The organism is Cyanobium sp. Cruz-8D1 (assembly GCF_024345975.1).
Lineage (GTDB): Bacteria > Cyanobacteriota > Cyanobacteriia > PCC-6307 > Cyanobiaceae > Cyanobium.
The window spans coordinates 59825-86365 of record NZ_JAGQCD010000005.1 but is presented as its reverse complement, the minus strand read 5'-3'; the positions used below and the strand labels follow the sequence as shown (position 1 = coordinate 86365).

The following is a 26541-nucleotide window of genomic DNA, read 5'->3' as shown; positions in this document are numbered from 1 at the left end:
GTGAGCTCGTAAGGGAGGCTCAGCCTAGGCAGTGGCGGAGGCGATCCCATACAACCGCTCACTCACCTCCCCGAAACCGGGCACGATGCGGTGCCGATCGTCCACCTCCGGGTCAATGCCGGCGCAGTAAATGGTGAGCTGGCCGTGGCGCTCCCCCACCACCTGGAGTCCAGGGTTGGCCGCCAGGGGAGTGATCACCCGCAGCCGCTGGCCTTCCACACCAAGACCCTGGAGCCGGTCCAGCAGCGCCAACAGGATGGAGCCGCTGGCCAGGCAGGGCAGGAACACCAGCACGCCGCTGCGGGGATCGATGCTGGCCGGCAAATCATCCAGGAACCAGTGGGGCCTGTGCTCCGGACCGCAGGGCTCCAGGCCCACATGGGCCAGCTGGGCTGAAGGCAGCACCGTCTGGCCCCCCTGCCACAGACCCAATCCTCCCCGCAGCACCGGAATCACCAGCAGGGGGACCTGCGGATCCACCACCTGTCCTTCGCTGCGGCCCAAGGGCGTTTCGACCGTCACCTGGCGATGGGGCAGCCAGTCGCGCAGGGATTCATAGGTGAGCCAGCGGCCCAGTTCCGCCATCGCCGTGGCAAACAGGGGCGAGGGGGTGGCGCCATCGCGCAGCAGGGTGAGCCAGTGGCCGATCAGGGGATGGGGGGGGACCACCACCCGCAGGGACATGCTCATGACGGGCTGCGTCTGCCATAGCTTGAACCGGCAGCGTACCGGTGTGGCATGGCCCCAAGCTTTCAGTCCTTTGCCGCGATCGCTTTTGCCGTGATTGCCCGCAGGGCCTGGGCCCTGCGGGGTGCCGTGCTGGTGCTGGTGATGCTCTGGGCCGCGCTGCCGGTGGGACCGGTGCTGGCGATCACCGCCCCGGAACTGCGCGCCCAGCGTTCCTTCCAGGATCTCGATCCGGATCTGCGGGGGCGCAATCTGCAGCAACAGGAATTCCTCAAGGCCTCCATGGAGGGCTTTGACCTGCGCGACGCCGATCTGCGTGGGGCCGTGTTCAATTCCACCAATCTGCGCCAGGCGGATCTGCGCGGCGCCGATCTTGAGGACGTCGTGGCTTACGCCACCCGCTTCGACGGTGCTGACCTGCGCGGGACCCAGTTCCGCAACGCCATGCTGATGCAGAGCCGCTTCCGGGATGCCCAGATCGAAGGGGCTGATTTCAGCGACGCGGTGCTCGATATGCCCGAGCAAAAAGCCCTCTGCGCCCGCGCCTCCGGCCGCCACCCCGTCACCGGTGTGGCCACCAGCGAAAGCCTCGGCTGCCGCTGACGTCCCGCTGGCCCTGCATGGAGTTGGCCGCAACTCCCTTAGGTTTCGGTTCTTGCCTTCGCGTCTGCTCTGATGACGGCCACCCTCTCCAGACGTCTGCCGGTCACGGTGGTGACCGGTTTTCTGGGGGCCGGTAAGACCACCCTGCTGCGCCACCTGTTGCTGGAGAGCGGTCTGCGCCTGGCCGTGCTGGTCAATGAGTTCGGCGAGGTAGGCATCGACGGCGACCTGCTCGCCGCCTGCGGCTTCTGCCCGGACGACGAGCTCGAGGGCCGCCTGGTGGAACTTGCCAACGGCTGTCTCTGCTGCACGGTGCAGGACGAGTTCCTGCCCACCATGACCCGCCTGTTGGAGCGCGCCGATCGCCTCGACGGCATCGTGGTGGAAACCAGTGGCCTGGCCCTGCCCGAACCCCTGGTGGCCGCCTTCGGCTGGCCGGAGATCCGCAGCCGCACGCGCGTGCATGGGGTGGTGACGGTGGTGGACGGCGAAGCCCTGGCTGCCGGCCATGTGGTCGGCGATGCCGCCGCGGTGGAGGCCCAGCGCCTGGCCGATCCCAGCCTCGACCACATCAGTGCCATCGAGGATCTGTTCGCCGACCAGCTCGGCGCCGCCGATCTCGTGCTGGTCAGCCGTGCCGACCGGCTGCAGCCTGAGGCCTTCGAGCGGGTGAAGGCCAGCCTGGCGGCGGGCCTGCGCCCCGGCACCGTGGTGCTGCCGATGGCCCGGGGCCAGCTCGATCCCTCCCTGGTGCTGGATGGGCCTGGGCGGGAGGAGGGCGAACACCTCCAGGACGCTCACGACCATGACCATGACCATGACCATGACCATGACCACCACGACCATGCCCACGTGGCGATGGAATCGCTGCTGCTGCGCCGTTCCGGCCGCTGGGAGCGGGCTGCCCTGGAGGCGAAGCTGCAACGGCTGCTGATCGAGCATCCGGTGGTGCGGCTCAAGGGCCGGCTGCGCCAGGGCGGCAAGCGGCTGCCGCTGCAGATCCAGGGGGTCGGCCGCCGCCTCGAGTGCTGGTACGAGGAGCGCGCGGCTTCCCCCCCCAACGATGAGGCCGCCGCTGAACCCGGCGAGCAGAACGCCGATGGACTGGAGCTGGTGGTCCTGGCCACCGCCGGAGCCGCCGGCCCCCTGCGCCTGGCCCTCGATCAGCTCTGAACAGCGACAGGCCAGCTCAGTCGAGGGGGATGTCCCCCCTGGCGCAGACCCCATCCCAGCAGAGATCCGTGGTTTCCACCCAGCGGCTGTGCACCGACTGCCAGCCGCCAGAGGGCTTCAGCATCGTCACCTTGCCGCGGCCATCGTGGCGGAATTCGATCCGCTCCCCCCCCACCAGCAGGAACCAGTGCAGGCCCAGCTCCTCCACCTGCATGTGGCAGTCCTGCCAGGGACCATTCGCCAGGCGGCACTGCAACGCGACCAGGCCCGGCAGGGAATGGGCTTGCAAGGCGGCGCAAGCCAGGGAGAGACCCATGAGCCAGGCCAGCAGATGGTGGCCCAGCGGATCCAGCAGAAACCTCCGCAGGGAAGGCACCACGGCCAGCGGAACATGGGACCAACCCCAGGCTGGTCAGTCGCCGGGAGGGTGGTGGGGCGTGCTGCCAAGATTTAACAAACGTCCGTGCCTCCGGTGCCGCTCTTCAACGCCCGCGTTCAGGTCTCCCTGCGACCCTCCGTGCTGGATCCCGCCGGGGAGGCCACCCGCGCCGCCGCCGCCCGGCTCGGCGTGGAGGGCGTGAAGCGGCTGCGGATCGGCAAGGCGATCGAACTGGATCTGGAGGCGCCGGATCGGGCCACCGCCCAGGCCCGTCTTGAACTGCTCAGTGACCGTCTGCTGGCCAATCCGGTGATCGAGGACTGGTCGCTGGATCTGGCGGAAGCGGGCTGAGGGGAGCAAACCGATGACCGTTGGCATTGTTGTGTTTCCCGGCTCCAACTGTGATCGGGACGTGGCCTGGGCCCTGGAAGGCTGTCTGGGCATTCCCGTGCGCTTCCTCTGGCACGAGGAGCGGGACCTGTCCGGCCTGGACGCCGTCGTGCTCCCGGGCGGCTTCAGCTACGGCGACTACCTGCGCTGCGGCGCCATCGCCCGTTTCGCCCCGGTGCTGGAGGAGGTGCGCACGTTCGCCGAGCGCGGCGGGCCGGTGCTCGGCATCTGCAACGGCTTCCAGGTGCTCACGGAAATGGGCTTGCTCCCCGGGGCCCTGACCCGCAACCGGGACCTGCACTTCCTCTGCCAGAGCAGCGAGCTGGAGGTACGGCCGGGAGCCTGCCGCTGGCTGGCTGCCTATGGCGCCGACGAGCGGATCAGCCTGCCGATCGCCCACGGGGAAGGGCGTTACCAGGTGGAGCCCCAGGAGCTGCAACGCCTCGAGGATCAGGGCTGTGTCGTGCTGCGCTACGTCGCCAACCCGAATGGCTCCCGGGGAGATGTGGCCGGCCTGACGGACCCGACGGGCCGCGTGCTCGGCCTGATGCCCCATCCGGAGCGGGCCTGCGATCCCATCACCGGTGGGCTCGATGGCCGCCGCCTGTTGGCGTCGCTGCTGGGCTGAGGCGTCACTCCAGCGCGGCGAAAAAGTTCCGGCTGCCCTTGGGGTCCGGAGCCAGGGTGTGCGCTCCCGGGGTCCAGTCGGCCGGGCAGACCTGGCCCGGGTCGTTGCGCACGAGCTGGAAGGCCTGCAGCACCCTCAGGGTTTCATCGACACTGCGGCCGACGGCCAGGTCGTTGATGGTGCTGTGCCGGATCACGCCATCGGGATCGATCAGGAACAGCCCCCTCAGGGCCGTTCCGGCCGCCTCATCCAGCACCTGGTACGCCCTCGAAATCTCCTTGTTGAGGTCCGAGACCAGGGGGTAGGCCACATCCCCCAGGCCACCGTTCTTGCGCTCGGTCTGCACCCAGGCCAGGTGGCTGAAGGGGCTGTCGACGGAGACGGCCAGGATGTCGGTGGCGAGGCGGGCGAAATCGGCGTGGCGATCGCTGAAGGCGGTGATCTCCGTGGGACAGACGAAGGTGAAATTGAGGGGATAGAAAAACAGCACCACATGCCTGCCGCGGTAATCGCGCAGTGACAGTTCGCGGAACTCCTGATCCACCACGGCGGTGGCGCGAAAGTCGGGGGCCTGGAGGCCAACGAGCCTGCCGGTGCTGGTCATGGTGGGTCGTGTTGGGGAGTGATCCAACCCCCATGCTGCCCCCAGCGAGCCTGGCCCTACGATGGTTGTCAAGCTAGAAATCTAAACGCCATGGGTTGGGATCCAACCGTTCTGCGTAAGTACAACACCACCGGCCATTTCCGCCTGATCAATCAGCTGCGCTCCGAACTCAAAGGCAACCCCCTGATCCGTCCCAAGGATGGCGAGACCGTAGGCGCCGCCAACCGCAGCAAGAGTCTCACCCGCGCCCTCGAGAACCGCTCCCAGTCAGGGGGTTACGGGCGCAGCCGTCGTCCGATTCAGACCCCCCAGGCCGCCGCCCCTGCCCCTTTGCCCGTGATCGCTCCGGTGCAGGTTCCCATCGAAACGGCAGAAAGTCAGGAGGCCGCCAATGCCCGCAGCTTCCGCGAACGGCTCAACGCCATTGAGATGCGCTGAAGCCGATAAAGGACCTTTGATGGGCTGAATCATCAAAGGCTCAGACGGAAGAAACTCTTGAGTCCGCATCCCCATGGATTGCAGCCCTCCAATGTTTCCATCACGTCGAATGACGTCTCCACAATGGCTCGGGGGAGACTTGAACTCCCGACCTTGGGGTTATGAATCCCACGCTCTAACCAGCTGAGCTACCGAGCCAATCGAAGTGATCCTAGACGATCACCTTCTCCGCCCCCGGGGCGGATCAGGCCCGGGGAGGGAGCATCTGCAGGGGGTTGACGGCTCCACGGCTGGGAGGGTGGATCTCAAAGTGCAGGTGGGGACCGGTGCTCCGGCCGGTGCTGCCCATCTGGCTGATCACTTGCCCCTGGGACACCATTTCACCTTTGGCCACCAGCAGGCGGCTGTTGTGGGCATACAAGCTGCGGCTGCCGTCGGGGTGGTGGATCTCCACGAGGTAGCCGTAGCCGCCCGCATGCCAGCCGGCGAAGGAGACCTGCCCTTCCTTGGCGGCCATGATCGGAGTTCCAACGTTGTTGGCCACGTCGATGCCTTTGTGCATCCGGCCCCAACGCCAGCCGAAGCCGGAGGTGAAGACCCCTTGGGTGGGCCAGATCCAGGTGGTGGAAGGTGCGTTGCTGCCGCCATTGAACGGAGGCTGGGGGTCGCCGAAATCCGGGATATCGGGCCAGCTGAGGCCGCCGCTCGCCGCCGGCTTCAGGCCCAGCAGCCTGCGGGAACGGCCGGGGGCCGACTGGACCAGGCGCACCTGACTGCCCACCACGAGGCGGGCGGTTTCCAGGCCTGGATTCAGCCGGACCAGCTCGGCCACGCTGAGGCCGTAGCGCTGAGCCAGTTTGAGCAGCGTGTCGCCGAGGCGGACGATCCCGTCGGCCTCCAGCGGCGGAGGGGTGGAGACAGGCGCGGACTGACGCTGGACGGACGTGTCCAGCGAGGCGATGCGCCCGAGGCGTTCCTTGCCGCGGGACGGCAGCACGAGCCAGTCGCCGTTGCTGAAGCGATGGTCCTCGTCGACGTCGTTCAGACGGGCCAGGCGGCTTTCATCGAGGTTGAGGGCCGTCGAGAGCTCCTCAATGGAGACGGGGCGGCGCACCTTGACCCAGACCCGGTCAGCGGACGTGGGCAGGGAGGCCAGGAGGGTTTCAGTGGACGCGGTGTTGGCGGCGTCGTTTGCAAGGACAGCCACGAGCGGCACGACGGCCGGTGTGGAGAGAAGAAAGGGAAGAATCAAGCGGAAAGGCTTCATGCATTTCACATCCATCGGACAAAACCCAGCAGAGAAGCCAACATCTGCGGGTCCGGCAGAGAGTAGCGCCATGAACCTCCTGCGGCAAGTTTCCTCAGGCACAACTCGGACGGGTCGGCAGGACAGAGCTGCTGGGATCTCAGCCGTCGGTTCGACCCTCGGGTCCCAGCTGGCGCAGGGCCTCGAACAGCACGATGCCAACGGACACCGAGAGATTCAGGCTGCGGACGCCCCCCTCGCCGTGGCGGGCAGCGCGGGCCATGGGGATGGTGAGACGCGCCTCGGCCGACGCCTGCAGGGCATTCGGTAATCCGTCCGTCTCGCGGCCGAACAGCAGCCAGTCGTCGGAACGGAAGCGGAACTCCGTGTAGGCCGTGTCCACCTGGCTGCTGAGGGCCACCAGCCGCCCCCCCCGCCGCTGCCGTTCCGCCTGGAAGCACCCCAGGTCGGCATGGCACTGCAGCGACACCCAGGGCCAGTAATCCAGGCCGGCCCGGCGCAGGTGGCGGTCGCTGATCGTGAAGCCGAGGGGCTCGATCAGATGGAGCTCCGAGCCGGTGGCGGCGCAGGTGCGCGCCACATTGCCCGTGTTCGGGGGAATCTGGGGTTGGTACAGAACGACGCGGGGCATGGGGAGCGGGCCTCAGCCGCAGGGGGGGACGGGCTGGCTGAGGGCCAGCAGGTCGATGGCACGACCCTGCAGGACAAGCCAGGCCGCCTCGCTGTGGCCTTGAAGCTCCTGCTGCATCGACCCCAGCCGGTCGCGGAAGCGGGATCCCGCCGCCGTGGCCGGGACCACCCCCCAACCCGTTTCCTCGCAGACGACCACCAGGGGCGCTTGGCAGCGGTGAACAGCCGCGATCAGCTCGTCGCAGCGTCTCGTCCAGGCCCCCGGCTCCAGGTCCAGGTGGGCGGCCACCCAGGTACCGAGCGAATCCACCAGGCCCAGCTGTCCGGGCTCCAGGCCGGCGAGGTGGGCGGCGAGTTCGCCGCCCACCTCGCGGCAGCCCCACTGGGGCGGGCGCCGCTGGCGATGGCGCTGCAGCCGCTCCTGCCAGGACGGGTCATCGGGAAGCGACGGCCCGGTGGCCAGGTACACAACCGCCTGGCCGCTCTGGGCGGCCAGATGCTCGGCCCAGCGGCTCTTGCCCCCCCGCGAGGGCCCGCTGACCAGGGTGAGCCGTGGCTGTCGCTGGCCCCCGGCCGGAGAATCAGCCGCCACCGTTCATGTTGCGCAGCGTGGCCACCGAGGAGGGCGAAACGCGGTTGAGGTAGCGGAAGATCCAGTACTTGAAGATCGTGGCCAGGACCACCGGGAAGGTGGCGATGAAGAGCATCACGAAGTTCTCCCGGGCCGGCAATCCGAGATGGTGGGCGACGCCATTGAGCAGCACGGTCCAGCCTTCCGGACTGTGGAATCCCACGAAGATGTCGGTGAACAGGATGATGGCGAAGGCCTTGGCACTGTCGCTCAAGCCATAGACCAGTTCATCGATGAAGCCCCGCAGCACCTGGAGATCGCGCCGGCCGGCGATGGCGATCACCACAAAACCGATGAAGCCGGAGATGTCCGCCAGGACGTTCTTGATGGCATGGGTGCTCTCCTGATCGGCCTCCTCCTTGAGCACATGGGCCCGCTTGGCCAGCTCCACCTGGAGCTCCTCGCGGCTCGGCAGCGGCTTGCCCTCCAGCAGGGCATCGAACTCGATCTCGGCCTGGTAGACGCGCAGCTTCTCGACCGCCCGTTCTTCCAGGTGGGGCTTGGGGTAGGTGAGGAAGGCGTTGTCGGGGGCGAAGCGATCCACCAGGGGCGAGACCACGTAGGTGCGGCTCACCTGTTGCACCAGCACCGGCACCAGAATCAACAGCAGCAGGATGCGCAGGGACACCAGGGTGGAGTCGCGGCGGCGGCGGAAGCCGGCCAGCACGCTCGCCTCCGCTTCCGGATCCAGCTGGCGACGCACCGTGTCGACCACGCTCACCAGGCTGCGGGGCAGCATCTCCGGCGAGCGGCTGAGAGCCGGCAACTCCTCCCGTTCAACGGCGTAACGGCCCGTGACCATGTCGATCAGCTGGAACTGGCGCAGTTCCTGGCCCGAGAGTTCCTGCCGGTAGGGGGTCAGCACGGTCCTGGCCTGCCGGCAGACCTGCAGGGCGGCACGGAAGCGGCGCAGCACCTGGGCCTGCATCGCCCGCGGAATCCTCAGCTCCAGCTCGGGACGCACCGGGCGGTCGTTGTAGTGCTCCATCTCGATGCTCTGGATGAGCAGGGCGGCTTCATAGCCGCGCTCGAGGTCAGAGCTCAGGTCGAGGGACTGGGCCCGCCCGAAGGTGCCCATCCAGTCAGTCAGTCCCATGGGGAGGCACGGCGCGGAGGGATCAACGGGAGAAGACCCACCAGGTCAGCATCGGCACCACGGTCCCCACCACCAGCAGGACGATCACCCAGGTGAAGGCGTTGCTGCTGGAGGTCTCTTCGCGGCTGGGAATGTTGCTGACGACGGCGGCGCTCTCCTCGACGACGGGTTCCCCCGGATCTTCACCGCCCTGGAGAACGGTGGCAAGCCGTTGCAGGGCATCGACAGCCGCCTGGCGGTAGCGATCACCGCTGCGCAGCGGTTGGGCCATGGTGGTGGCCGCCGTGCTCTGCAGCAGTTCGGTGGGCAGCTGCCGGTCGAGGGGGGCCTGGGCGGCAATGGCCGTGGCGCGGGTCTGGGTATCGATCAACAGCAACAGCAGCGGATCCGGGCTGCTGCCAGCCGGGGGATCGGCCGACCAACGCTCCAGCAACTGCTCGGCCAGGCTGTTGAGGTCAAGGCCGTAATCCAGACGGCTGAGCGTAATCAGGCGGGCGTCGACCCGTTCGGCGGAGAAGTCCTCCAGTTGGTGCTCAATTTCGGCTTTGCCGGCCCGGCTGAGCACCTTGGCGCCATCGAGCACATGCTCGACCGGTGGGCGGGTTGGCAGGTCGGCGGCGGACAGGGCCAGGGCGGCCGCGACCGGAGCGGCCAGCACCAGGACCAGGGCCAGCACCAGGGAAAGCAGGGACCGCCGCAAAGGGCTCACTGAAGCCAAGGCCATCGTGCAAGACGCCACCAGTCTGCCGTTGCCGCAGCGTTCCGGCATCCTGAAGTCACCTTCGGACCATGGAACTCCACGATGGCGATGCCCGCCGCCGCCCGCGTCGTTCTGGCCTGTGGTCTGACGGGACTGGTTCTGGTCGTGGTCAACCAGATGACCGCTCCCAGCCTCGACCCTTCGTTGGAGCGCGCCTCGGTGCTGGGCAGCATCTTGTCGGTGCTGTTGTTACTGGTGGCCCTGCTGTGGCAGCGGGTGGAGCCCTTGGCGCCGGAACGGGTGCCGCTGGAGGGCCGTGAGGGACTGCACCTGGCTCCGGATCTGGAGGGCCCGCTGGCCGAAGAGTTGGGCTGGGGCAGCACCATGCTCCTGACGGCGACGCCGGCGGCGGTGTTGCTGCTCCACTGGCGCGGCCGCGTCCTGCTGGAACGGGGTCTGCTTGGCAGCGGTGGGTTCCGTCCGGGCGCGATCTGCAGGCGTTCGATGGCCACAGGCAAGGCGATCTCCCTGGTGGATCTGAAGCTCTATCCGGGTCGGGATGAATTCGCCGCCCTGCCCACAGGCCTGCCGGCCGTCCTGGTCCAGCCCCTGGGTGAGGAGGGGGTCCTGGTCCTGGGCGGCTGGTCGCCCCGCTGTTTCAGCCGCAGTGATCTCGTCTGGGTGGAGGGCTGGGGCCGGCGCCTTACAGGCGAATTGGCTCGGGTTTCGGGCGGGGAGGAGCCGGCCGAGGAGGTGCCTTCGTCGTCGGCACCTGGAATTGGCTGAACACCCGCCCGCCCGGGGCGGTCACGACAACGGAACCCTTCGCGCCCAGCTGGCCCCGCAGCAAGCTGCCCCGGGTGAGCTGGCGACTGGCGGGCCGTTGCAGCAACACCGAGCCATCAGCCGCGATCGCCTGGGTCCGCCAGTTCCAGGCACAACTCTGGGCCTGGAGGCTGGCACCGGCCTGCTCGATCAGACAACCCATCGGAATCCGCACCAGCTGCTGGGCCGCATCCACCTGCATGGCCTGGCCCCGGGCCCTGACGCCGCCCGCCACCGCCGGATCCTTGAACAGCACCGGCGGTCCCAGATAGAACTGCTGCGTCTGGGTGTTTCCCTTCAGCGAGGTGGCCGTGAGGGTCTGGGGAGGAGCGCCAGTGGCCGAACCCGGTGGCCGCCGTTCCCCCAGCACCGGCCCCCCGGCGGTGAGGGCACCGCTGCCGGGTTGCCACAGCACCGACGCTACGGTCACCGCGATCTGGGGGGGGCCAACGGGATTGGCCTGGAAGGGATCGAAGGCCTGGGCCCAGCGCTTGAGCTGCGGCTTCCCTTGCAGCTCCAGGGTGTCCTTGTCGAGGCGGAAGGTGGCCCGCTCAGCAGAGAGCCGGGTGTGGGGATCGAAGCCCTCCGGGTGCCGGTCGATCTCCATCAGGTTGCGGCTGGGGAGCCAGCGCACCCGGGAACCCTGGATCATCACCGGTGCGCTGCCCAGGCGCTGCAGGCGGATCCGTCCCTCCAGCAGGATCACGGCCCCGTCGTTGATCACCGTTCCGGTGGAGGCTTCCACCCGATAGGCGGGCTTGCCGTCGCTGTAAATCACGCCCCGGGGCAGCAGGGCCCGGGCGACCCGCCGCCGCAGGTCGTAGCGGGCCTCCGGACTGGTGAGTTCCCAGTTCGGCCGCCCCAGCACGTCCTGCTGGCGCAGGTTCAAGGAGCGGAACACGAAGGGGGTGGGGGGCGTCTCGCGGGTGACCTCGCCGCCACCGCAGCCCGGGAGCAGCAGCAGCGCAGCCGCCAGGTGCCAGGGTCGGGCCAGGAGGGGAGGGGTCAAAGGGGGGAATCCAGTTCCAGACGGGCCAACACCGGCGTCGGCTCGGGCAGGGGATGGCCGCAGGCCAGCTTCCCCCAGTGTCGGGCCGCCGTCCAGCCGGTGTCGCCTGCCAGCTCCGGTTGACCCAGCTGGCCCAGCATGCGCCCCGAGAGATCGGGCAACAGGGGGGCCAGCAGCAGGGCCACCCAGCGGCTGGTCTCCAGCACGGCGTAGAGATCGGCGGCCACGCCGGCACGGCCGTCCTCGCTCTTGATCGCCTTCCAGGGGGCCCGGTCATTGAGAAAGCCGTTGGCCGCCTCCGCCAGCTCCAGGATCGCCACGGCCGCCGAGCGGAAATCCAGCGCCTCGAGGGCAGCGTCAACGGCAACGCCGCAGGCCGTCGCACGCAGGGCCAGGGGATGGTCGGCGCCAGCGGCGTCAGCGGCCGGCGGCACAGCCCCATCAAACCAGCGCCGCGCCATCGAAGAGGTGCGGTTGAGCAGGTTGCCGATGGTGTTGGCCAGGTCGTTGTTGACCAGGTCGGTGAAGCGCTGCTGCTGGAAATCGCCGTCATCGCCGAAGGGGATGTCCCGCAGCAGGTACCAGCGCACCGCATCGGCGCCGCAGCGCTCGAGCAGGACGTCCGGGTCGAGCACGTTGCCCAGCGACTTGCCCATCTTCTGGCCCTCCCGGGTGAGGAAGCCGTGGCCGAACACCTTCTCCGGCAGGGGCAGCCCGGCCGACAGCAGCATCGCCGGCCAGTAGACGGCGTGGAAGCGCAGGATGTCCTTGCCGATCACATGCAGCTGGGCGGGCCAGCCCCGCTCGGCCAGCAGGGTCAGGTCGGCGGGATCGTCGGGCTCCAGCAGGGCCGAGAGATAGCCCAGCAGGGCGTCGAACCACACATAGAAGGTATGGCCCTCGTAGCCGGGCACGGGGATGCCCCAGGGCAGGTCGAGCCGGGAGATGGAGAAGTCGCGCAGGCCTCCGGCAACAAAGTTTTCCACCTCCCGGCGGCGGGAGCGCGGTGTGATGAAGCTGTCACTGGCCACCAGCTGCTCAATCTGCTCCTGGTAGCGGGACAGTCGGAAGAACAGATTGAGCTCGTCGCGCCATTCCAGGGGACGCAGATGAATGGAGCAATGGGGCTCCTGGGCCGCCGGTGATTCCTCCTTGAACTCCTCACAGGCGACGCAATACCAGCCCTGCTGGCGGCCTTCGATCACATCGCCGCTGGCTTCCACCCGGGCGAAGAACTGCTGCACGATCGCCCGGTGGCGCGGATCGGTGGTGCGGATGAAACGGTCGTTGCTGATGCCCCAGCGCCGCCACAGGTCGCGGTACTCGCCGCTGATGGCATCGCAGTGGGCCTGGGGGGTGAGACCGGAGGCTTCCGCCGAACGCTGGATCTTGAGGCCGTGCTCGTCGCAACCGGTGATGAACGTGACCCGTTCCCCTTGCAGCCGCCGGAAGCGGGCGATGCTGTCGCAGGCCAGGGTGGTGTAGGTGCTGCCCAGGTGGGCACGGTCGTTGACGTAGTAGAGGGGGGTGGTGAGGGTATAGGTCATCGGCAGGCGACGTCGGCCGGATCCGCCGGCGGCAGGAAGGGTCCCCGTGACGCCGCTGGGACCTGGCCCGGGGTTCGGATCTTAACTGTGGCCCTGGGATGGGATGCTGACGTCCTGATCCCGGCCCCCTCGTCACAGATGCGTACGGGCTTTGATCGCCGGGCAGAGGTTCTCGTCTGGGGCGGTGGCAGCGGTGGTGTCGCCGCCGCCCTGCAGGCCGCCCGCTCCGGGGGCCACACCCTGCTGCTCACCCCCGGGCCCTGGCTGGGGGGGATGGTGAGCGCCGCTGGCGTCTGCGCCCCCGATGGCAATGAGCTGAGCCCCTGGCAGAGCGGCCTGTGGGGGGCGCTGCTGCGGGCCTTGCAGAGAAGCGAGCCGGAGGGTCTGGATCAGAACTGGGTGAGCTGTTTCGGCTACCGCCCCGCCAGCGCCGAGCGGATCCTGCGCCGCTGGGTGGCCGCTGAAGCCCGGCTCGAATGGTGGGCTGGGGCCCGGCTGGGGCCGATCGAGCGGGACGGCGATCGCATCAGCGCCGTGAGCGTGGGGCACGGCGGCCTCCAGCGGCGCCTGCTGCCCACGATCGTCATCGACGGCAGTGACCGCGGCGACCTGTTTCCCCTGGCCGGTGCCCCCTACCGCTTCGGCTGGGAAGCCAGAGAGTTGTGGCAGGAGCCCAGCGCCCCCACAGCCCAGCGCCTCGCGCGTGATCCCTTCTTCCAGCAGCAGCCGGTCCAGTCGCCCACCTGGGTGTGCCTGGGCCAGCTGGACGAACGGGGAGAAACGGCCGCCTCCGATCGGGAGGCCTGGCAGCACTCCCCCCCGTCCCTTGACGCCCCGTTTGCCAGAGCCACCGAAGCCTTCGGCCTGGAGCGCACCCTCACCTACGGCCGCCTGCCCGGAGGCCTGGTGATGCTGAATTGGCCCCTGCACGGCAACGACTGGCACCACGGCCTGGAGCGGGCCTTCACCGAGCAGGTTGCCTGTGGCGCCGCCGAAGCCGAGGCGGCCGAGCGGGATCTGAACGACGCGATGCGCGACCACAGCGAAGCCTTCGCCGCCACCCTGCGCCAGGCCAGCGGCGGCTGGCTGGGGCCGGCCGCCGTCTTCCCGAGCCAGGAAGAGGCCATGGCCGGCCGGTTGGACGGTGGTGAGTCCCTGGCGCTGATGCCCTACTGGCGTGAGGGCCGCCGACTGGTGGCCCAGGAGCTGGTGCTGGAGCAACACTTGCTGCCCCAGGCCAGCGGAGCCTGCATCGCCCCGCTCCGCTGCGATGCCGATGGGGCCTTGAGCAGCATCGCCGTGGGTAACTACGCCAACGACCACCACTACCCTGGCGGCGACTGGCCCCTGGCCCCCAAGAGCTGCCGCTGGGGCGGGCGCTGGAGCGGCACCCCGTTCACCATTCCCTACGGCGCCCTGGTGAGTGAGGGGGTGTCCAACCTGCTGGCCGCCGACAAGTGCTTCGGGGTCAGCCACATGGCGAATGGGGCTACCCGGCTGCAGCCCCTGGTGCTCAACATCGGCCAGGCCGCCGGGCTGGCGGCGGCGCTTTGCGTGCGCCACGGGCTGGAGCCGGCCTTTCTACCCGTGCGCCGCCTGCAGGAGGCCCTCATCAGTGATCCCTTCGCCCCTGCCGGGGTGTTGCCGTTATGGGACACCCCCTGGCATCACCCCCTCTGGCGCGAGCGGCAGCTTCGGGCGCTGGAGGCGCCCGAGCGACTGGATCGGCGCGGGCAGCTTGGGGCGAGCGCGGAGCTGGCAGGGCTGGCGCCTCCCCCGGAGCCTGGCGAGCGGCTGTGGCGCGGCGAACTGGTGCCGGATGGCCAAGGCGGCTACGTGCTCCATGGTGAGGCGGGGGCCTGGCCGCTGATCACCCTGGAGCCAGCGCTGCATCACTGGCTGCTGGGCCTCGAAGGCCCCACCTCTGTGGCCCTGATCGGCTGCCTCAACCCCTGGGGGCCCTGGCTGCGGGTCTCGCGGACCGTGCCGTGAAGGCGCTGTTCAGCGCGGCGGCCATCGCGCTGACCTTCGCGGCCTTCCTCCCCTACATCGTCTCGATCCGATCGGGTCGCACCCGCCCCCATGTCTTCTCCTGGCTGATCTGGGGCGTCACCACCCTGCTGGTGTTCCTGGCCCAACGCGCCGGCGGAGCCGGCGTGGGCGCCTGGCCCACCGGCGTGTCGGCCCTGATCACCTTCTTCATCGCCTGGCTGGCCCACGCCCATGGCGCCGACCGGGAGATCACCGCGAGTGACTGGCTGTTCCTGGTGGGGGCCAGCTCGGCCCTGCCCTTCTGGGTCCTCACCGCCGATCCTCTTTGGGCCGTGGTGATCCTCACCCTGGTGGATCTGCTGGGCTTCGGCCCCACCCTGCGGCGGGCCTATTCACACCCGGAGCAGGAACGGGCTGGCTTCTACGGCCTGTTCGTGCTGCGCAATCTGCTGGTGCTCCTGTCCCTGGAGCGCCTGACGCTCACCACGGCGTTGTTCCCGGCGGCGGTGGGTCTGGCCTGCGTGGGGCTGGTGCTGCTGCTGCTCTGGCGGCGGCGCTGCCTGCTGACCTGAGGTCGGCGAAAATGCTCCAACTCCGTGTCGTCACCCCATGGTCGTCACCACCACCGGATTCGCCGGTCGGCCCCTGCCCGCGCTGCTCTCCCTGGCGGGTTCGGCCCTGCTGCTGGCCTGCCTCCCTGCCCGGGCCCAGGGCCTCAACAACATGCGTGACCAGCTGATCATCCACTACTGCACGCAGGCGGTGAACGCCGACTTCGCCAAGGCGGGCAAGCCTGTGCCGGCGGGCCTGGCGAGGGACACCTGCACGTGCGTGGCCCAGCAGGTGAATGCCCGCGCCTCCATTGCCCAGGCCGAAACCATCTGCAAGCAGCAGGCGATGAGCCGGTACAACCTCAGTCCCTGAGTTGGGATGGCCTAGGGGGCAGCCGTGAAGCGCAGCAGGTCCCGCAGGGAGTCCACCTGCTGCAGCCGCACCAGCAGGGCCTCGCCGGGGCCGGGGTCGCCATGGCACTCGGCGGCCAGGTCCATGGCCAGATCGGGGAGGTGCACCAGGCCGAGCCGGTCCTGGGGCCGGAGCCAGCGCAGAAACAGCCCCGGCCACTGGTGCTGGTCCTGAGCCTCGAACCACACCTGCTGCCAATGGCGCTGGTCCTCCCGGGCGATCTGCAGGCCCTGACGGATCGCCCCCTCCAGCTCAGCCAGCAGCGCCCCCAACTCCGCCTCGTCCAGCACCGGCTGCCCCTGCTGGTGGGCCAGCAACTGGCGCTGCACCAGCAGGTCGTTGTAGCGGCGGATCGGTGAGGTGGCCTGCACGTAGCAGGGCAGGCCCAGGGAGAAGTGGGGGGCCGGACTGGTGCCGAGAAGGCCCCGGCTGAGGCAGCGCTTGATGGCCGCGTGGCGCACCGGGCCGGCCGGCAGGCCCTGCAGCTCCCCCTCAGGCGGCAGCTCCGCCGCCAGCTGGCTGCGGTAGGGCAGGGCCAGGCTCTGGTCCTGCCCGAGGTGGGCGATCACCGCCCCGGCCAGGATCATGGCCTCAGCCACCATCGTCCGTGAGGGCGAGGGTTCGGTGATCTCCAGCTGGGCCCCCTGGTCGTCACAGCGGATTCGCCCCTCGGGCTGATCCAGGTTGAGCGCCCCCCGGGCCAGACGCCAGCGGCGCCGCTGCTCCATCAGGCCGTGCATCTCCTCGATGGAGCGCTCCTGGGGCGGAGCCAGCTCGATCAGCTCATCGGCATCGTCATAACTGAGCCGATAGGCGGGTTGCACCCAGCTGGGCTCGAGCCCGTATCCGGCCACCGCGCCGTCGCCCGTCAGGTCCACCCAAAGGCTCAGGGCCGCGCTGCGCTGGCCCATGCGCAGGCTCATCGGGCCGGTGCTGAGCACTTGGGGGAACATCGGCAGGGGGCCCCGGGCCAGGTACAGGCTGCTGCCCCGGCGCCGGGCTTCTGCGTCGAGGGGGCTGTCCGCCGCCACCAGGCGGCCCGGGTCGGCGATGTGGATCCACAGCCGCGGTGTGCCATCAGCCCCGTGCTCCAGGGAGAGGCCGTCATCGATATCGCGGGTGTCCTCGTCATCGATCGTGACGGTGTGCAGGCCGGTGAGGTCGCGGCGGCGCTCGTCGCCGGGCAGCTCCGCTGTGGCCAGCTCCGCTAGCCGCCGGGCCTCACCCTCAAGTTCTTCGGAGAAGCCCGCTTGCCAGGTGGTGTTCTCCAGCGAAGGGAGGTGGTGCCGCTCCCACTGGCCCAGGTCCACCAGCAGGTGCCGGATCGGCGAGCCTTCCATCGGGCAGTGGGCCGCCTGCAGGCTTCGCTGCAGATCGTCCGGCAGAGGCCGGCTGGTGTCCCCGCCGGCCCACTCCCGCAACAGGGCCAACTGCTGGCGCTGATCAGGCTCGAGCTGCTGCGGGTCGATCGGCTGACGCTGACGCAGGACGTCCTGCCAGCGGCGACGGCGCTGCTCCGCCAGTTGCTGGCGGCGGGCATCCCGACGCAGCCGCCTGACATCCACCAAGGGGCGGGCTTCCACCTGCTGCTGGCGCCAGCGGAACAGCGTCTGGGGACTTTGCAACCAGAGCCAGCAGGCAGCCCTCTGAATGGGGTCGCCGCCGTCACCGATCAGGTCGACGAAGTCTTCCAGCGCCATAGGCACCGGATCTGCCAGCAGCAGCAGCCAGGCGGCCGCCAGCTCCTTCGGCTTGGGGGACGCTTGCTGCAACCTCTCCTGGCTCAGGCCCCAAGGGGGTTGGGACAGCCGGGACGGGGGCGGCTGATCACCAGGCAGGGAGGCCAGCAGATCAAGCTGACGCACACCCCGCTGGACGGCCTTGGCCTCGAAACCGACCCTCAGGTCGATTCGCGTGCCCTTTTCGGCTGCCACAACGGCCAGCAGACAACGGCTCTCATCCTGGAGGCCGACCAGGTCGCCCGCCGTGAACCGACGCGAGGCGGGGGGCAACTCAGCCTTCGGGATTCACGAAGGGCAGCAGGGCCACGATGCGCGCCCGCTTGACGGCATTGGTGAGATCACGCTGCTGCTTGGCCGTCAGGCCTGTGAGCCGACGGGGAAGGATCTTGCCGCGTTCGGTGATGAACTTCTTGAGCAGATCGACGTCTTTGTAGTCGATCGGATCACCGGGCTTGATCGGCGAAAGGCGCTTTTTGAAGAAGGAACTGGACATGGAAACGGAGTGAGGGAACGAAGAGGGGGAACTGCCGCTGCAGGGTCTGGAGGATGGTCAGGTGAGTGGTTTCCGTGAGGAAAGCAATCTCACTTGATCTCCTTGTGGACGGTGGAGGCGTTGCAGTGGGGGCAGAACTTCTTGAGTTCGATCCGTTCGGTGGTGTTGCGGCGGTTCTTCTGGGTCGTGTAACGGGACACGCCAGGGGACCGCTTGGCGGGGTTGGACCGGCATTCGGTGCACTCGAGGGTGATCACCAGCCGGACGCCCTTGTTTTTAGCCATGGAAGGACGTTGCGCCGCGTATGCGTTGCAGGGAGACGATTCAGCACCATACCTCCCGGTGGGACAGGCCTTGATCGCTTCCTAAGGTGGATGGCTGCTGTGCAATGGGCCCATGCTGGTTTCGCTCCAATGGCTCCGGGAGCTGGTCAGCGTTGAACCGGCCTGTCTTGAGCCTGGGCATCTGGCGGAACGCCTCTCGATTGCCGGCTTCGAAGTGGAAGGCATCGAGGATCTGGCGGCACGGGCGGCCGGTGTGGTGGTGGGTCACGTGGTGCAGCGGGACCCCCACCCGAATGCCGACAAACTCAGCGTCTGCACAGTGGATGTGGGGAATGGCGAGCCGCTGCAGATTGTCTGCGGCGCCCCGAATGTGCGTCAGGGTCTGCACGTGCCGGTGGCCCTGGTCGGCAGCACCCTGCCGGCCGTGGGGCTGACGATCAAACCGGCCGAACTGCGCGGGGTGGCCAGCAGCGGCATGATCTGCTCCCTGCGGGAGCTGGGCCTCGACGACGGCAGTGACGGCATCGCCGAACTCGACCAGTTGCTGGCTGCCGTGCCCCCCCTGGGGACGGCCGTGGGCCCCCTGCTGGGCCTGGATGACCAGGTGCTGGAACTGGCGATCACCGCCAACCGGCCCGATGGCTTGTCGATGCGGGGGATCGCCCGGGAAGTGGCGGCCCTCAGCGGCGGCAGCACCAGCTTCCCCGCGGCGGCGCCCGTGGTGGCAGCCGAGACCCTGTCCGCAGCGGCGGCCGACCGCCAGGCCATCGAGGCGGGCGGGCTGTTCAGCCTCACGGCCCTCAGCGGCCTGCGGGTGGGCCCCTCCCCCGATTGGCTGCGCCAGCGGCTGGAGCGGGCCGGTGTACGCCCCATCAACAACGTCGTGGACATCACCAACCTGGTGATGCTGGAAACGGGCCAGCCTCTGCACGCCTTCGACCGGGATCGCCTGGGGTCGCCCACGGGCGGCACGCCCGAGCCGGCCAGCATCGGCCTGCGCCAGGGCCGCCCTGGAGAAGCCTTCGTGGCCCTCGATGGCCAGGAGCGCACCTTGAGCGAAGAGGCCCTGGTGGTCACCTGTGCCGACCATCCCATCGCCCTGGCCGGGGTGATGGGGGGGCTGGGTGAGGCCGTCACCGAAGCCACCACCGCCATCTGGCTGGAGGCCGCGGTGTTCGCCCCCCAGGCCGTGCGGCGCTCGGCCCGCAGCGTTGGGTTGCGCACCGAAGCCAGTAGCCGATTTGAGAAGGGGGTGCCGCGGGAGATCACCCTGGCCGCCGCCGACCGGGCCGTGGTCCTGCTGCTGCAGCTGACCGGAGCCCAGCTGGAGGGCCGCTGGCTGCATCAGAAGCAAGCGATAGCCCAGAGGCCCCTGGGGCTGCGCCGCGACGCCCTCCACAACCTGCTGGGGCCAATCGTGGAGGAGGGCGAGGAGCGCGATCTCGACGACGGGCGCATCAGCGTCACCCTGGAAGCTCTCGGCTGCGTGCTGGAGGAGGACGAGGAGGGCTGGCAGGTGCGGGTGCCTCCGGAGCGGGCCATGGACCTCAAGCGCGAGGTGGACCTGATCGAGGAGGTGGCCCGGTTGGTGGGCTACGACCACTTCGCCGCCCACCTGCCTGATCCTCTCCTCCCCGGCGGCCTTGAACCGGCCCAGCAGCTGGAGCGGCGCCTGCGGCGGGCCCTCTGCGCAGCCGGCCTGCAGGAGGTCGTTTCGCTGTCTCTGGTTTCAGCAGCCACTGATCGGGTTCCCCTGGCCAACCCGCTCCTGGCCGACTACGGCCACCTGCGCGACAACCTGCATCAGGAGTTGCTCCAGGCCGCCCGGCGCAACCTTCAGGCTTCCCTGCCAGGGTTCTGGGGCTTCGAGATCGGCCGGGTGTTTCCTGGCGGAGCGGCCCGTGGTGAGGAGTGCCACGCTGAACGCACCCTGCTGGTGGGCGTGATCGCCGGGGAACGGCGCAGCGAACGCTGGCGCAGCTCCGGCAAGCCCACCCCCCCCGACTACTTCCAGGCCCGTGGGGTGCTGCAGGCCGGTCTTGAGCCCCTGCGGCTGCCTGTGGAGGATCGCCCCCTGAGCGACGCGCCTCTGCTGCACCCGGGGCGGGCGGCCCAGCTGGTGGTGGAAGGCAGGTCCGCGGGCTGGTTCGGCCAGCTCCACCCAGCCGAGGCCGAAGCCCTCGACCTGCCTTCGGCCACCTACGTGTTCCAGCTGGAGCTGGAGCCGCTGCTCAGCGCCGGCACCCGCCGCAACCGCTGGCAGCCGGCCTTCCGCCCCTTCGCCACCGTGCCGGCCTCCGAGCGCGATCTGGCCCTGGTGGTTCCCACCGACACCAGTGCCGCCGCCCTGCTGGCGGCGATCCGCAAGGCGGGCAAACCGTTACTGGAGCAGGCCGAACTCGTTGATCGCTACGAAGGCGCCCAGCTGGAGGCCGGCCGCTGCAGCCAGGCCTTTCGGTTGCGCTACCGCGACAGCGCCCGCACCCTCACCGACGAGGAGGTGGAGGCGGCCCATGGCCGGGTGCGCGAAGCCCTCGAGCGCCAGTTCGGCGCCCAGCAGCGCCGCTAGCGGCGTTCCAGGGCCGCCAGGGCTTCCACATGGCTGGTGTTGGGGAAGAAGTCGATGGGCTGCACCCAGTTCAGCCGGTAGACACCGGAGGCACACAGCTGGGCCAGGTCGCGGGCCAGCGCGGCGGGATCACAGCTCACGTAGGCGATGCGGCTGGGTGGCGCCGCCAGGATCGCCGCCGTGGCGGCCGGGCTCAGCCCCTTGCGGGGTGGATCCAGCACCAGGGCCTGCATGCCCTGCAGGCGCTCCTCCAGCACCAGGGGCACGTCGGCCTGCTCAAACTGCGCCCGAGCTTCCAGGTCATTGGCGGCGGCGTTGAGCCGGGCCATGGCCACGGCGCCGGGGTGCAGCTCCAGGCCGGTGACATGCCAGCCGGCGGCAGCCAGGGGCAGGCTGTAGGTGCCGATGCCGCAGTAGGCATCCAGCAGGGAGGCCTCGCCGGGGCCGGGGCCGAGGGCCTCGATCAGATGGGGCACCAGCCGCTCGGCCTGGCGGGTGTTGACCTGGAAAAAGGTGTCGGCGGCGATGCGGAAGCGCAGACCGTAGAACGTTTCATTCAGCCAGTCCCTGCCCCGGATCACCCGCGTCTCGTCCCCCATCAGGCGATTGGTCGGCCGGGGTTGGAGGTTGAGGCAAACGCCCACCAGCTCGGGCCAGCGTTGCCGCCAGGCGTCGGCCAGGGCCTCGAGGCCGGGCAGATCGTCATGGCTGCTGATCAGGGTGAGCAGCCGTTCGCCGGTGGCCGCCCCCACCCGCAGGCCCAGATGGCGCAGACCAGGGCCGTCCTCGGCCTCGGGGTCTCCGCCATGGCGATCGATCGGCCAATCGCTGGCTTCCAGATCGACCTTGAGCGGGGCGATCATGGCGTCGATGCGGGGGTCGAGCACCGGACAGCGGGCCATGTTGACGATCCGATGCGAGCCCCGCCGGTAATAGCCGGCCCGCAGGGTGCCGTCGGCACTGCGCTCCAGGGGAATCAACGCGCGGTTGCGATACCCCAGGGTGGGCTCGGCCGCCAGCAAGGGCCGTACCGGCGCGTTCAGGCCGCCGATGCGTTGCAGGGTCTGCTCCAGGCTGCGCTGCTTCCACGCGGCTTCGGCGGCGTCGTTGAGGGGCTGCAAGCTGCAGCCGCCGCAGTTGTCGGCAAGGATGCAGGGGGCACGCCGGCGCTCGGGGGAGGGCGTGAGCACGCGTTGCAGCTGGCCCACCAGATGGCGGCGGGCCACCACCTGCAGGCGCACCTCCACCGTGTCACCGGGCAGGGCGCCGCTGACGAACACCACCTGGCCGTCGTGGCGTCCCACCCCCTGGCCGTCGTGGCCCAGATCGGTGATCTCCATCTGCAGCTTTTCGCCCACCGAGGCCATGTGCGATCCGCACCACTGCTGCGACCCTATCGGGGGTCGTGCAAAGGGGCGTTACACCTTGCAGCCGAAGCCCGGGCTGGGGCTCTGCTCTCGATAGGATTCGCCGGACTGTGGTCGCTGCTATGAGCGTCGTTCGCGATCTGATCCTCCAGGCCGATGATCAGCTCCGCTATCCAACGGGCGGCGAGCTGCGCGCGATGGTGGAGTTCCTCAGTGGGGGAGCCCGCCGGCTGAGCGTTGTCCGTGTGCTGACCGACAACGAGAAGAAGATCGTCGCCGAGGCCTCCAAGCAACTGTTTCTGCGCAAGCCGGACTACGTGGCCCCCGGCGGCAACGCCTTCGGGCAGAAGCAGCGGGCCCAGTGCCTGCGTGACTACAGCTGGTATCTGCGGCTGGTCACCTACGGAATCCTGGCCGGCAGCACCGAGCTGATCCAGCAGATCGGCGTTGTGGGAGCCCGGGAGATGTACAACAGCCTGGGCGTGCCCCTGCCCGGCATGGTCGAAGCGATGCGCACCCTCAAAGAGGCAGCCCTGGTGCTGCTGGGCGGCGAGGAGGCCACCCTGGCCGGCCCTTATTTCGACTATCTGATCCAGGGGCTGCAGACGTCCACCTGAGCCGACCGAGCGTCTCAACCTGGTCTTGCCCCTGGTCTGCTAGTGGGTCCAGCCTGAGACGCACGATCAAGCTTTCGGATACGGCCTGGCCTCCTGCCCCGTCACAGCCGTGACGGGGATTTTTTTGGCGTCTGACGCTTTGCGATCGGGGCCCTGCAGGGTGCGTGCGCAACAACGTCTGAGGAGCGGCTGCAGCAGCCGCAGAGCTCTCCGATGGGACCACTCTCTGGTCCTGGGCTGAGACCAGAACCGGTCAGGCGCGACGGCCTGAGCGGCGGGAACGGTGCCCGGTCGCGGAAGAGCCCGTCGCAGCCCAGCGCGACAGAGCCGCTGCACCTCCGCAGTCTTCTCGGATGAGTCTTGAGCCGGGTCCTACGGCGGCTTCCAGCTGAGACAGTCGACACCTCTATTTCTTGGGATGCCCGCTCCGACGGGCGACCCATCCCGGAGATGGTTCTCCCCTTGGGGCCCTTCGAGCGGCTTCCGAGGCGATCGACGGCCTCAGGCCTGGTTGTCGTTCTGCGTATCTGTGTCAAAGACAGATACGCGGCGGTCTACATCTCAGTCTGCCACTAGGGTGCGAGGCGATGTCCAAGCCATGGACAGGGCCTGGGAGGCCTGGCCAGCCCCAGCCGGCCAGGACCAATCGGTGCCCAGGGGATGGAGAAGGACCCATCACCTTTGACAAGCCAGATCGAGGAAAAATCGCTGTATCTGAATAGGAGACTGTGTCTTGAAAATGGACCCATCGGTGGACCCAGGTCGGACCAGTGGGACTGGATGGCTGCACACGGCAGGGCTCGCGTTCTTGCGGGTCCAGCATGGGTCTCTACATAGGTCCAATAACGGGACCAGAACGAGAGAGCTGGCACGCCGACGCGTGTGGGTCGCCGGCACGCTCTGGGACCTCAGCGCTCCGCTGCCGCTCCCTGGCGGTACAGCTCCTTCAGCAGCTGGTAGGCCTCATTGAGCCGACGCATCGCTTCGAGGGATCCGCCGGCGTCGGGATGGTGGCTCTGGGCCATGTCCCGGTAGGCCTCCCGGATCTGGGCCAGGGTGAGCCGCTGGCCGGGGTCGGTGGGCAGCTGCAGCAGCCGCAGCGCGCCGTGAAGGGTCATGGTGTGCTCCAGGGTCTGGAAGGAGGTGCCGCGGCGACGGCGGCGGAAGCGGTGCACGAAGCGACGGATCAACGTCGGGATTCGCAGGGTGAGGGTCTGACCGCTGAAGGGGTCTTCCAGCACACCGGCGGTGACCATCACCCGCTCGAAGGTCGGTGGTCCGTCACTCCAGCCAGGGGCGAACGGCTGCATCACCTGGCAGGCGGCCGACCAGGTGAAGGTGCGGCCATCGCTCTGATCCGACTGGGGCCAGATGTCCTGGGCCAGCCACACCATCGCCGCCTCCAGCACCGCCTCATTGGCCGGCGACCCGTAGAGGGCGCGCCAATGGTTGCCGGATTCCTCCAGGGCCTGTTGCACCAGCTCGCCGCCAAGGGGGGGCAGGGGGGTCATGGGCAACGACGCGGAACGCGCCGGAGACGGCGACCGCAGGCTGCGCTTGATGACGTCGGAGCGGCGACGCACAAAGCCGGGCAGGTCGATGCCCCCGCCACCTGGCGCCGGACGGGGGGGATCCTGCCTCGGGGCCTCCCATTCAAATTCCGCCTGGAGGCTGTCCATGGCCCCGCGACCCACCAGCACCAGGGCTCCCTGCTCGTCGAAGTCGTGGTCGTCCTCCCGGTGACGCACGACCTCTCCGGGCTGCGGCGCGAGCCCATCACCGTCCTCCTCCTCGTCAGTGCCGAACAGATCGCCGAGAAGCCGTTCCAGCACATCGCCGCGGCTGCGGAGCCCCCACTCCCGTCGCAGACCATCGAGGTGGGTCACCAGTTCGCGGTTGAGGTCCAGGCTGATCCGCTGTCTGGCCTCGTTCGAATGTTCAGCCACGGCAGCCATCCATCGGCGCTGGGTTCGCTGGCATGGGGCTTCGGATCAGGGTCCCCGCTGGTCCCGCAGGAACTGTTGCTGGGCCTCCACCGCATCGCGATAGCGGTCCACCAGCGTCCCCCCCGTAGCGGCGGCTCCTGAGAGGCTGCGCATCGGGGACACCAGGGGGGAGGGGGCCAGAACGCTGCGGTTGGAGGAGGCTGGCGGCGGTGGCGGCGGGTTCAACCAACCCGGAGCCGGCGCCGGCCGCAGGATCTGGGGCGGCGGCACCAGGGGGCCGGTGCCCCCCATCGGCATCGGTGTGATCGGCCCGGGTTGGGGGGCAATGGTCAGGGCCGGAGGGGCAACGGGCGGCGGGGTTGGCCGGGTGGTGGCACCGGCCCGGGCCAGATCCAGCTGCCGTTCCCGCTGCTGGACGAGGGCCAGCTGGCTGGCACTCACCACACTCAGGAGGTGCCCGGGGGTGGCATCAGCCGGGTAGACCAGGCTGACCCGCACCGGGTTCACGACCCCCGGGACCAGATCGATCTGGCCCAGGGACAGGCTCTGGCCTGAGCGCAGCCCCACATGCACCTCACGCAGACCGGCGGATGTCTGGATCTGGATCGAGCCGCGGAAAGCCGTGAAGGGTTGTCCGCCGATCAGGGTGGGATGGCTCATCACCAGCTCGTAGGGCCCATTCCCCTTGAGGTTCATGTCGACATCGAACCGCACCCCGTAGGTGCCGACGTTGTCGAGGGAGGAATCGACCATGCGGCTGGCCAGGGCATTGACCTGCACATCACGGGTACCGAAATTGTGGCGGTCGGTGCTGGTGAAGGGCACATGCAGCGGTCCCTTCATGTCGAGGTCGTGGGAGATGGTGGCCTGGTAGGCATCACCGAGGGCCACACCACCGACCCGGGAGAAGATGCGCCGGTTGTGGATGTCATGGATGCGGCTCAGGTAGACCCGGCCAGGGGCCAGCCGACCCGCGTCCAACACCGCGAGCACATCACGGTCGGAGTCCGGTGTCTTGGCGGCCACCACCGCCATCTGGAAGGGCCCATCACTGCGGCCCCGCAGCAGGGCATTGGCGATGCCCAGGGCCGGCAGATCGGTCTGAAACAGCACGATGCGGCTGCGGGCCGGAATCGTGATCTCGTCGGCCAGTCGGGCATCCAGTCTGCCGCGCAGCATCTGGACCGCGGTGGCATCACCGGGACCGGTGTTCCAGGGCCTTGGCCCCAGGGGTTTCACCCCCATCAGATTGTTGGCGAGGTAGGGAGCCTCGAAGCTGTTGCGCACTGCCCCCTTGGAGAAGCGGATGTGCACCGGTCGTACGCCCGGATTGATCAGGATGGCCGCCAGGGTGAGCTCGGCCCGACGGTCGGAACGGGAGATCGAGCGGCGATTGGGCGGGAAGTATTTGTGGTGGAGATGCATGCCGAACTCACCGTTGAAGGTGTACTCGGCATAGCGAAGGGCCTGGCCCGTCTCACTGGCGTAGGCGTACCCAGGTGTCGTGCTGATCAGGATCCCCGGCCCCTCCACTTCCTCGGGCTGGTTGGAGTGCAGCACCGGCACGTTGTTGAAACTGCCGTTCAGGGGACGGGCCTTCTGGCCGGCCATCAGGGCCACGTAGGCGTGGGCCGGCTGGGCGTGCTGCAGGGGTGCCATGCCCAGACCGAGCGTCAGCCAGACACCGATGGGACCAAGGGGAGCGACCAATCTCAAATTGCGACAGGCTTGAGGGTGTGAGTGGCAAGGGGAGGGTAGGGCGGGAAGCGACCGGCCCAGTCACTGGGGGGTGCGCGCACCTGGGGAGCCCCGGATGGAACGGCGGGCTCGCTAGAACGGTCCCACTCTGCAGATTTTGTCATGATTCCTCCCTTCGGGACCTGCTCCGGCTCGGAGTCCGGAACCGGTGCCCTGCGGCGGTATCAGGAACGCAAGCTGCGCATGATGAGCTTCTGGCGCGA

The 26541-nt window shown here is 68.9% G+C and carries 27 protein-coding genes and 1 tRNA gene; 11 read left to right on the top strand and 17 right to left on the bottom strand.

Translation table 11 applies throughout. The features are described from left to right. Positions 1 to 24: 24 nt before the first annotated feature. The gene (gene upp, locus KBZ33_RS04950; protein WP_254950759.1) at positions 25 to 690 is read right to left on the bottom strand and encodes a uracil phosphoribosyltransferase; all 666 of its coding nucleotides are present in this window, start codon (positions 688 to 690) and stop codon (positions 25 to 27) included. 141 nt (positions 691 to 831) lie between these two features. Between upp and KBZ33_RS04945 the strand changes: the two genes are divergently transcribed. Next, positions 832 to 1290, top strand: a complete 459-nt coding sequence (locus KBZ33_RS04945; protein WP_254950897.1) for a pentapeptide repeat-containing protein — start codon at positions 832 to 834, stop codon at positions 1288 to 1290. Between the two features lie 72 nt (positions 1291 to 1362). Continuing rightward, the gene (gene cobW / locus KBZ33_RS04940; protein WP_254950758.1) at positions 1363 to 2463 is read left to right on the top strand and encodes a cobalamin biosynthesis protein CobW; all 1101 of its coding nucleotides are present in this window, start codon (positions 1363 to 1365) and stop codon (positions 2461 to 2463) included. A 16-nt stretch (positions 2464 to 2479) separates the two neighbouring features. Here the strand turns inward: cobW and KBZ33_RS04935 are convergent, their stop codons facing one another. Next, positions 2480 to 2842: a hypothetical protein gene (locus KBZ33_RS04935; RefSeq protein WP_254950757.1), complete on the bottom strand. Its 363-nt coding sequence runs from the start codon at positions 2840 to 2842 to the stop codon at positions 2480 to 2482. Between the two features lie 93 nt (positions 2843 to 2935). On the opposite strand from KBZ33_RS04935, the gene purS reads away from it, so the two are divergent. Continuing rightward, complete coding sequence (gene purS / locus KBZ33_RS04930) at positions 2936 to 3193, top strand: phosphoribosylformylglycinamidine synthase subunit PurS (protein ID WP_094584545.1); 258 nt, start codon at positions 2936 to 2938, stop codon at positions 3191 to 3193. Between the two features lie 13 nt (positions 3194 to 3206). Then, positions 3207 to 3860: a phosphoribosylformylglycinamidine synthase subunit PurQ gene (gene purQ, locus KBZ33_RS04925; RefSeq protein WP_254950755.1), complete on the top strand. Its 654-nt coding sequence runs from the start codon at positions 3207 to 3209 to the stop codon at positions 3858 to 3860. A gap of 4 nt (positions 3861 to 3864) precedes the next feature. Here purQ and KBZ33_RS04920 read toward each other — a convergent pair whose 3' ends face one another. Then, positions 3865 to 4464 carry a peroxiredoxin gene (locus KBZ33_RS04920; protein ID WP_254950754.1) on the bottom strand — a complete coding sequence of 200 codons (600 nt, stop codon included), beginning with the start codon at positions 4462 to 4464 and terminating at the stop codon, positions 3865 to 3867. Positions 4465 to 4554: 90 nt separating this feature from the next. On the opposite strand from KBZ33_RS04920, the gene KBZ33_RS04915 reads away from it, so the two are divergent. After that, entirely contained in the window at positions 4555 to 4902 is a 348-nt protein-coding gene (locus KBZ33_RS04915; protein WP_254950752.1) for a hypothetical protein, read from the top strand. Between the two features lie 124 nt (positions 4903 to 5026). Here the strand turns inward: KBZ33_RS04915 and KBZ33_RS04910 are convergent. The 6 genes from KBZ33_RS04910 to psb32 form a co-directional block, all read right to left on the bottom strand. Continuing rightward, positions 5027 to 5100, bottom strand: a tRNA-Met gene (locus KBZ33_RS04910). A gap of 46 nt (positions 5101 to 5146) precedes the next feature. Then, positions 5147 to 6169 carry a M23 family metallopeptidase gene (locus tag KBZ33_RS04905; protein WP_254950750.1) on the bottom strand — a complete coding sequence of 341 codons (1023 nt, stop codon included), beginning with the start codon at positions 6167 to 6169 and terminating at the stop codon, positions 5147 to 5149. A gap of 139 nt (positions 6170 to 6308) precedes the next feature. After that, on the bottom strand, positions 6309 to 6800 hold the full coding sequence (locus tag KBZ33_RS04900) for a tRNA (cytidine(34)-2'-O)-methyltransferase (protein WP_254950748.1): 492 nt from the start codon (positions 6798 to 6800) through the stop codon (positions 6309 to 6311). A gap of 12 nt (positions 6801 to 6812) precedes the next feature. Continuing rightward, positions 6813 to 7391 carry a bifunctional adenosylcobinamide kinase/adenosylcobinamide-phosphate guanylyltransferase gene (gene cobU, locus KBZ33_RS04895; RefSeq protein ID WP_254950746.1) on the bottom strand — a complete coding sequence of 193 codons (579 nt, stop codon included), beginning with the start codon at positions 7389 to 7391 and terminating at the stop codon, positions 6813 to 6815. Then, on the bottom strand, positions 7381 to 8526 hold the full coding sequence (gene pxcA / locus KBZ33_RS04890; RefSeq protein WP_254950745.1) for a proton extrusion protein PcxA: 1146 nt from the start codon (positions 8524 to 8526) through the stop codon (positions 7381 to 7383). The genes cobU and pxcA overlap by 11 nt, the downstream gene beginning before the upstream one ends. 22 nt (positions 8527 to 8548) lie before the next feature. Continuing rightward, on the bottom strand, positions 8549 to 9250 hold the full coding sequence (gene psb32, locus KBZ33_RS04885; RefSeq protein ID WP_254950744.1) for a photosystem II repair protein Psb32: 702 nt from the start codon (positions 9248 to 9250) through the stop codon (positions 8549 to 8551). Positions 9251 to 9334: 84 nt separating this feature from the next. On the opposite strand from psb32, the gene KBZ33_RS04880 reads away from it, so the two are divergent. Next, entirely contained in the window at positions 9335 to 10012 is a 678-nt protein-coding gene (locus KBZ33_RS04880) for a cofactor assembly of complex C subunit B (RefSeq protein WP_255011569.1), read from the top strand. On the opposite strand, the gene lptC is transcribed toward KBZ33_RS04880, so the two are convergent. Further along, the gene (gene lptC, locus KBZ33_RS04875; RefSeq protein WP_254950741.1) at positions 9930 to 11060 is read right to left on the bottom strand and encodes an LPS export ABC transporter periplasmic protein LptC; all 1131 of its coding nucleotides are present in this window, start codon (positions 11058 to 11060) and stop codon (positions 9930 to 9932) included. The genes KBZ33_RS04880 and lptC overlap by 83 nt on opposite strands. Next, a complete protein-coding gene (gene metG / locus KBZ33_RS04870) occupies positions 11057 to 12607 on the bottom strand; it encodes a methionine--tRNA ligase (protein ID WP_254950739.1) in 1551 nt (516 codons plus the stop codon). The genes lptC and metG overlap by 4 nt, the downstream gene beginning before the upstream one ends. Positions 12608 to 12745: 138 nt before the next feature. Here metG and KBZ33_RS04865 point away from each other — a divergent pair, with 138 nt between their 5' ends. From KBZ33_RS04865 to KBZ33_RS04855, 3 genes are read left to right on the top strand one after another with little or no spacing between them, the layout of a single operon-like run. Next, entirely contained in the window at positions 12746 to 14599 is a 1854-nt protein-coding gene (locus tag KBZ33_RS04865) for an FAD-dependent oxidoreductase (protein ID WP_254950737.1), read from the top strand. Continuing rightward, positions 14596 to 15171 carry a hypothetical protein gene (locus KBZ33_RS04860; RefSeq protein ID WP_254950736.1) on the top strand — a complete coding sequence of 192 codons (576 nt, stop codon included), beginning with the start codon at positions 14596 to 14598 and terminating at the stop codon, positions 15169 to 15171. Before KBZ33_RS04865 ends, KBZ33_RS04860 begins: the two co-directional genes overlap by 4 nt. A gap of 37 nt (positions 15172 to 15208) precedes the next feature. Further along, positions 15209 to 15523, top strand: a complete 315-nt coding sequence (locus tag KBZ33_RS04855; protein ID WP_254950735.1) for a hypothetical protein — start codon at positions 15209 to 15211, stop codon at positions 15521 to 15523. Positions 15524 to 15534: 11 nt separating this feature from the next. Here the strand turns inward: KBZ33_RS04855 and KBZ33_RS04850 are convergent, their stop codons facing one another. The 3 genes from KBZ33_RS04850 to rpmG all read right to left on the bottom strand — a co-directional run bounded on the left by KBZ33_RS04850 (position 15535) and on the right by rpmG (position 18081). Continuing rightward, positions 15535 to 17574, bottom strand: coding sequence for a ribonuclease catalytic domain-containing protein (locus tag KBZ33_RS04850; RefSeq protein WP_254950733.1), 2040 nt, complete (start codon positions 17572 to 17574; stop codon positions 15535 to 15537). A gap of 1 nt (position 17575) precedes the next feature. Then, positions 17576 to 17797 (bottom strand): 30S ribosomal protein S18, encoded by a 222-nt coding sequence (gene rpsR / locus KBZ33_RS04845; RefSeq protein WP_006041316.1) that lies wholly within the window; start codon positions 17795 to 17797, stop codon positions 17576 to 17578. Positions 17798 to 17886: 89 nt separating this feature from the next. Then, positions 17887 to 18081: a 50S ribosomal protein L33 gene (rpmG, locus tag KBZ33_RS04840; protein ID WP_015108195.1), complete on the bottom strand. Its 195-nt coding sequence runs from the start codon at positions 18079 to 18081 to the stop codon at positions 17887 to 17889. 112 nt (positions 18082 to 18193) lie between these two features. On the opposite strand from rpmG, the gene pheT reads away from it, so the two are divergent. Continuing rightward, positions 18194 to 20650: a phenylalanine--tRNA ligase subunit beta gene (pheT, locus tag KBZ33_RS04835; protein ID WP_254950732.1), complete on the top strand. Its 2457-nt coding sequence runs from the start codon at positions 18194 to 18196 to the stop codon at positions 20648 to 20650. Here the strand turns inward: pheT and rlmD are convergent. Further along, positions 20647 to 22017, bottom strand: a complete 1371-nt coding sequence (rlmD, locus tag KBZ33_RS04830; protein ID WP_254950731.1) for a 23S rRNA (uracil(1939)-C(5))-methyltransferase RlmD — start codon at positions 22015 to 22017, stop codon at positions 20647 to 20649. The two genes, pheT and rlmD, sit on opposite strands and share 4 nt — an antisense overlap. Before the next feature lie 122 nt (positions 22018 to 22139). Between rlmD and KBZ33_RS04825 the strand changes: the two genes are divergently transcribed. Continuing rightward, on the top strand, positions 22140 to 22634 hold the full coding sequence (locus tag KBZ33_RS04825; protein ID WP_254950729.1) for an allophycocyanin subunit alpha-B: 495 nt from the start codon (positions 22140 to 22142) through the stop codon (positions 22632 to 22634). A gap of 908 nt (positions 22635 to 23542) precedes the next feature. Here the strand turns inward: KBZ33_RS04825 and KBZ33_RS04820 are convergent. Beyond that, the gene (locus KBZ33_RS04820) at positions 23543 to 24589 is read right to left on the bottom strand and encodes a J domain-containing protein (protein WP_261362245.1); all 1047 of its coding nucleotides are present in this window, start codon (positions 24587 to 24589) and stop codon (positions 23543 to 23545) included. Positions 24590 to 24625: 36 nt separating this feature from the next. After that, entirely contained in the window at positions 24626 to 26296 is a 1671-nt protein-coding gene (locus KBZ33_RS04815; protein ID WP_396107963.1) for a DUF3370 family protein, read from the bottom strand. Positions 26297 to 26541 lie beyond the last annotated feature (245 nt).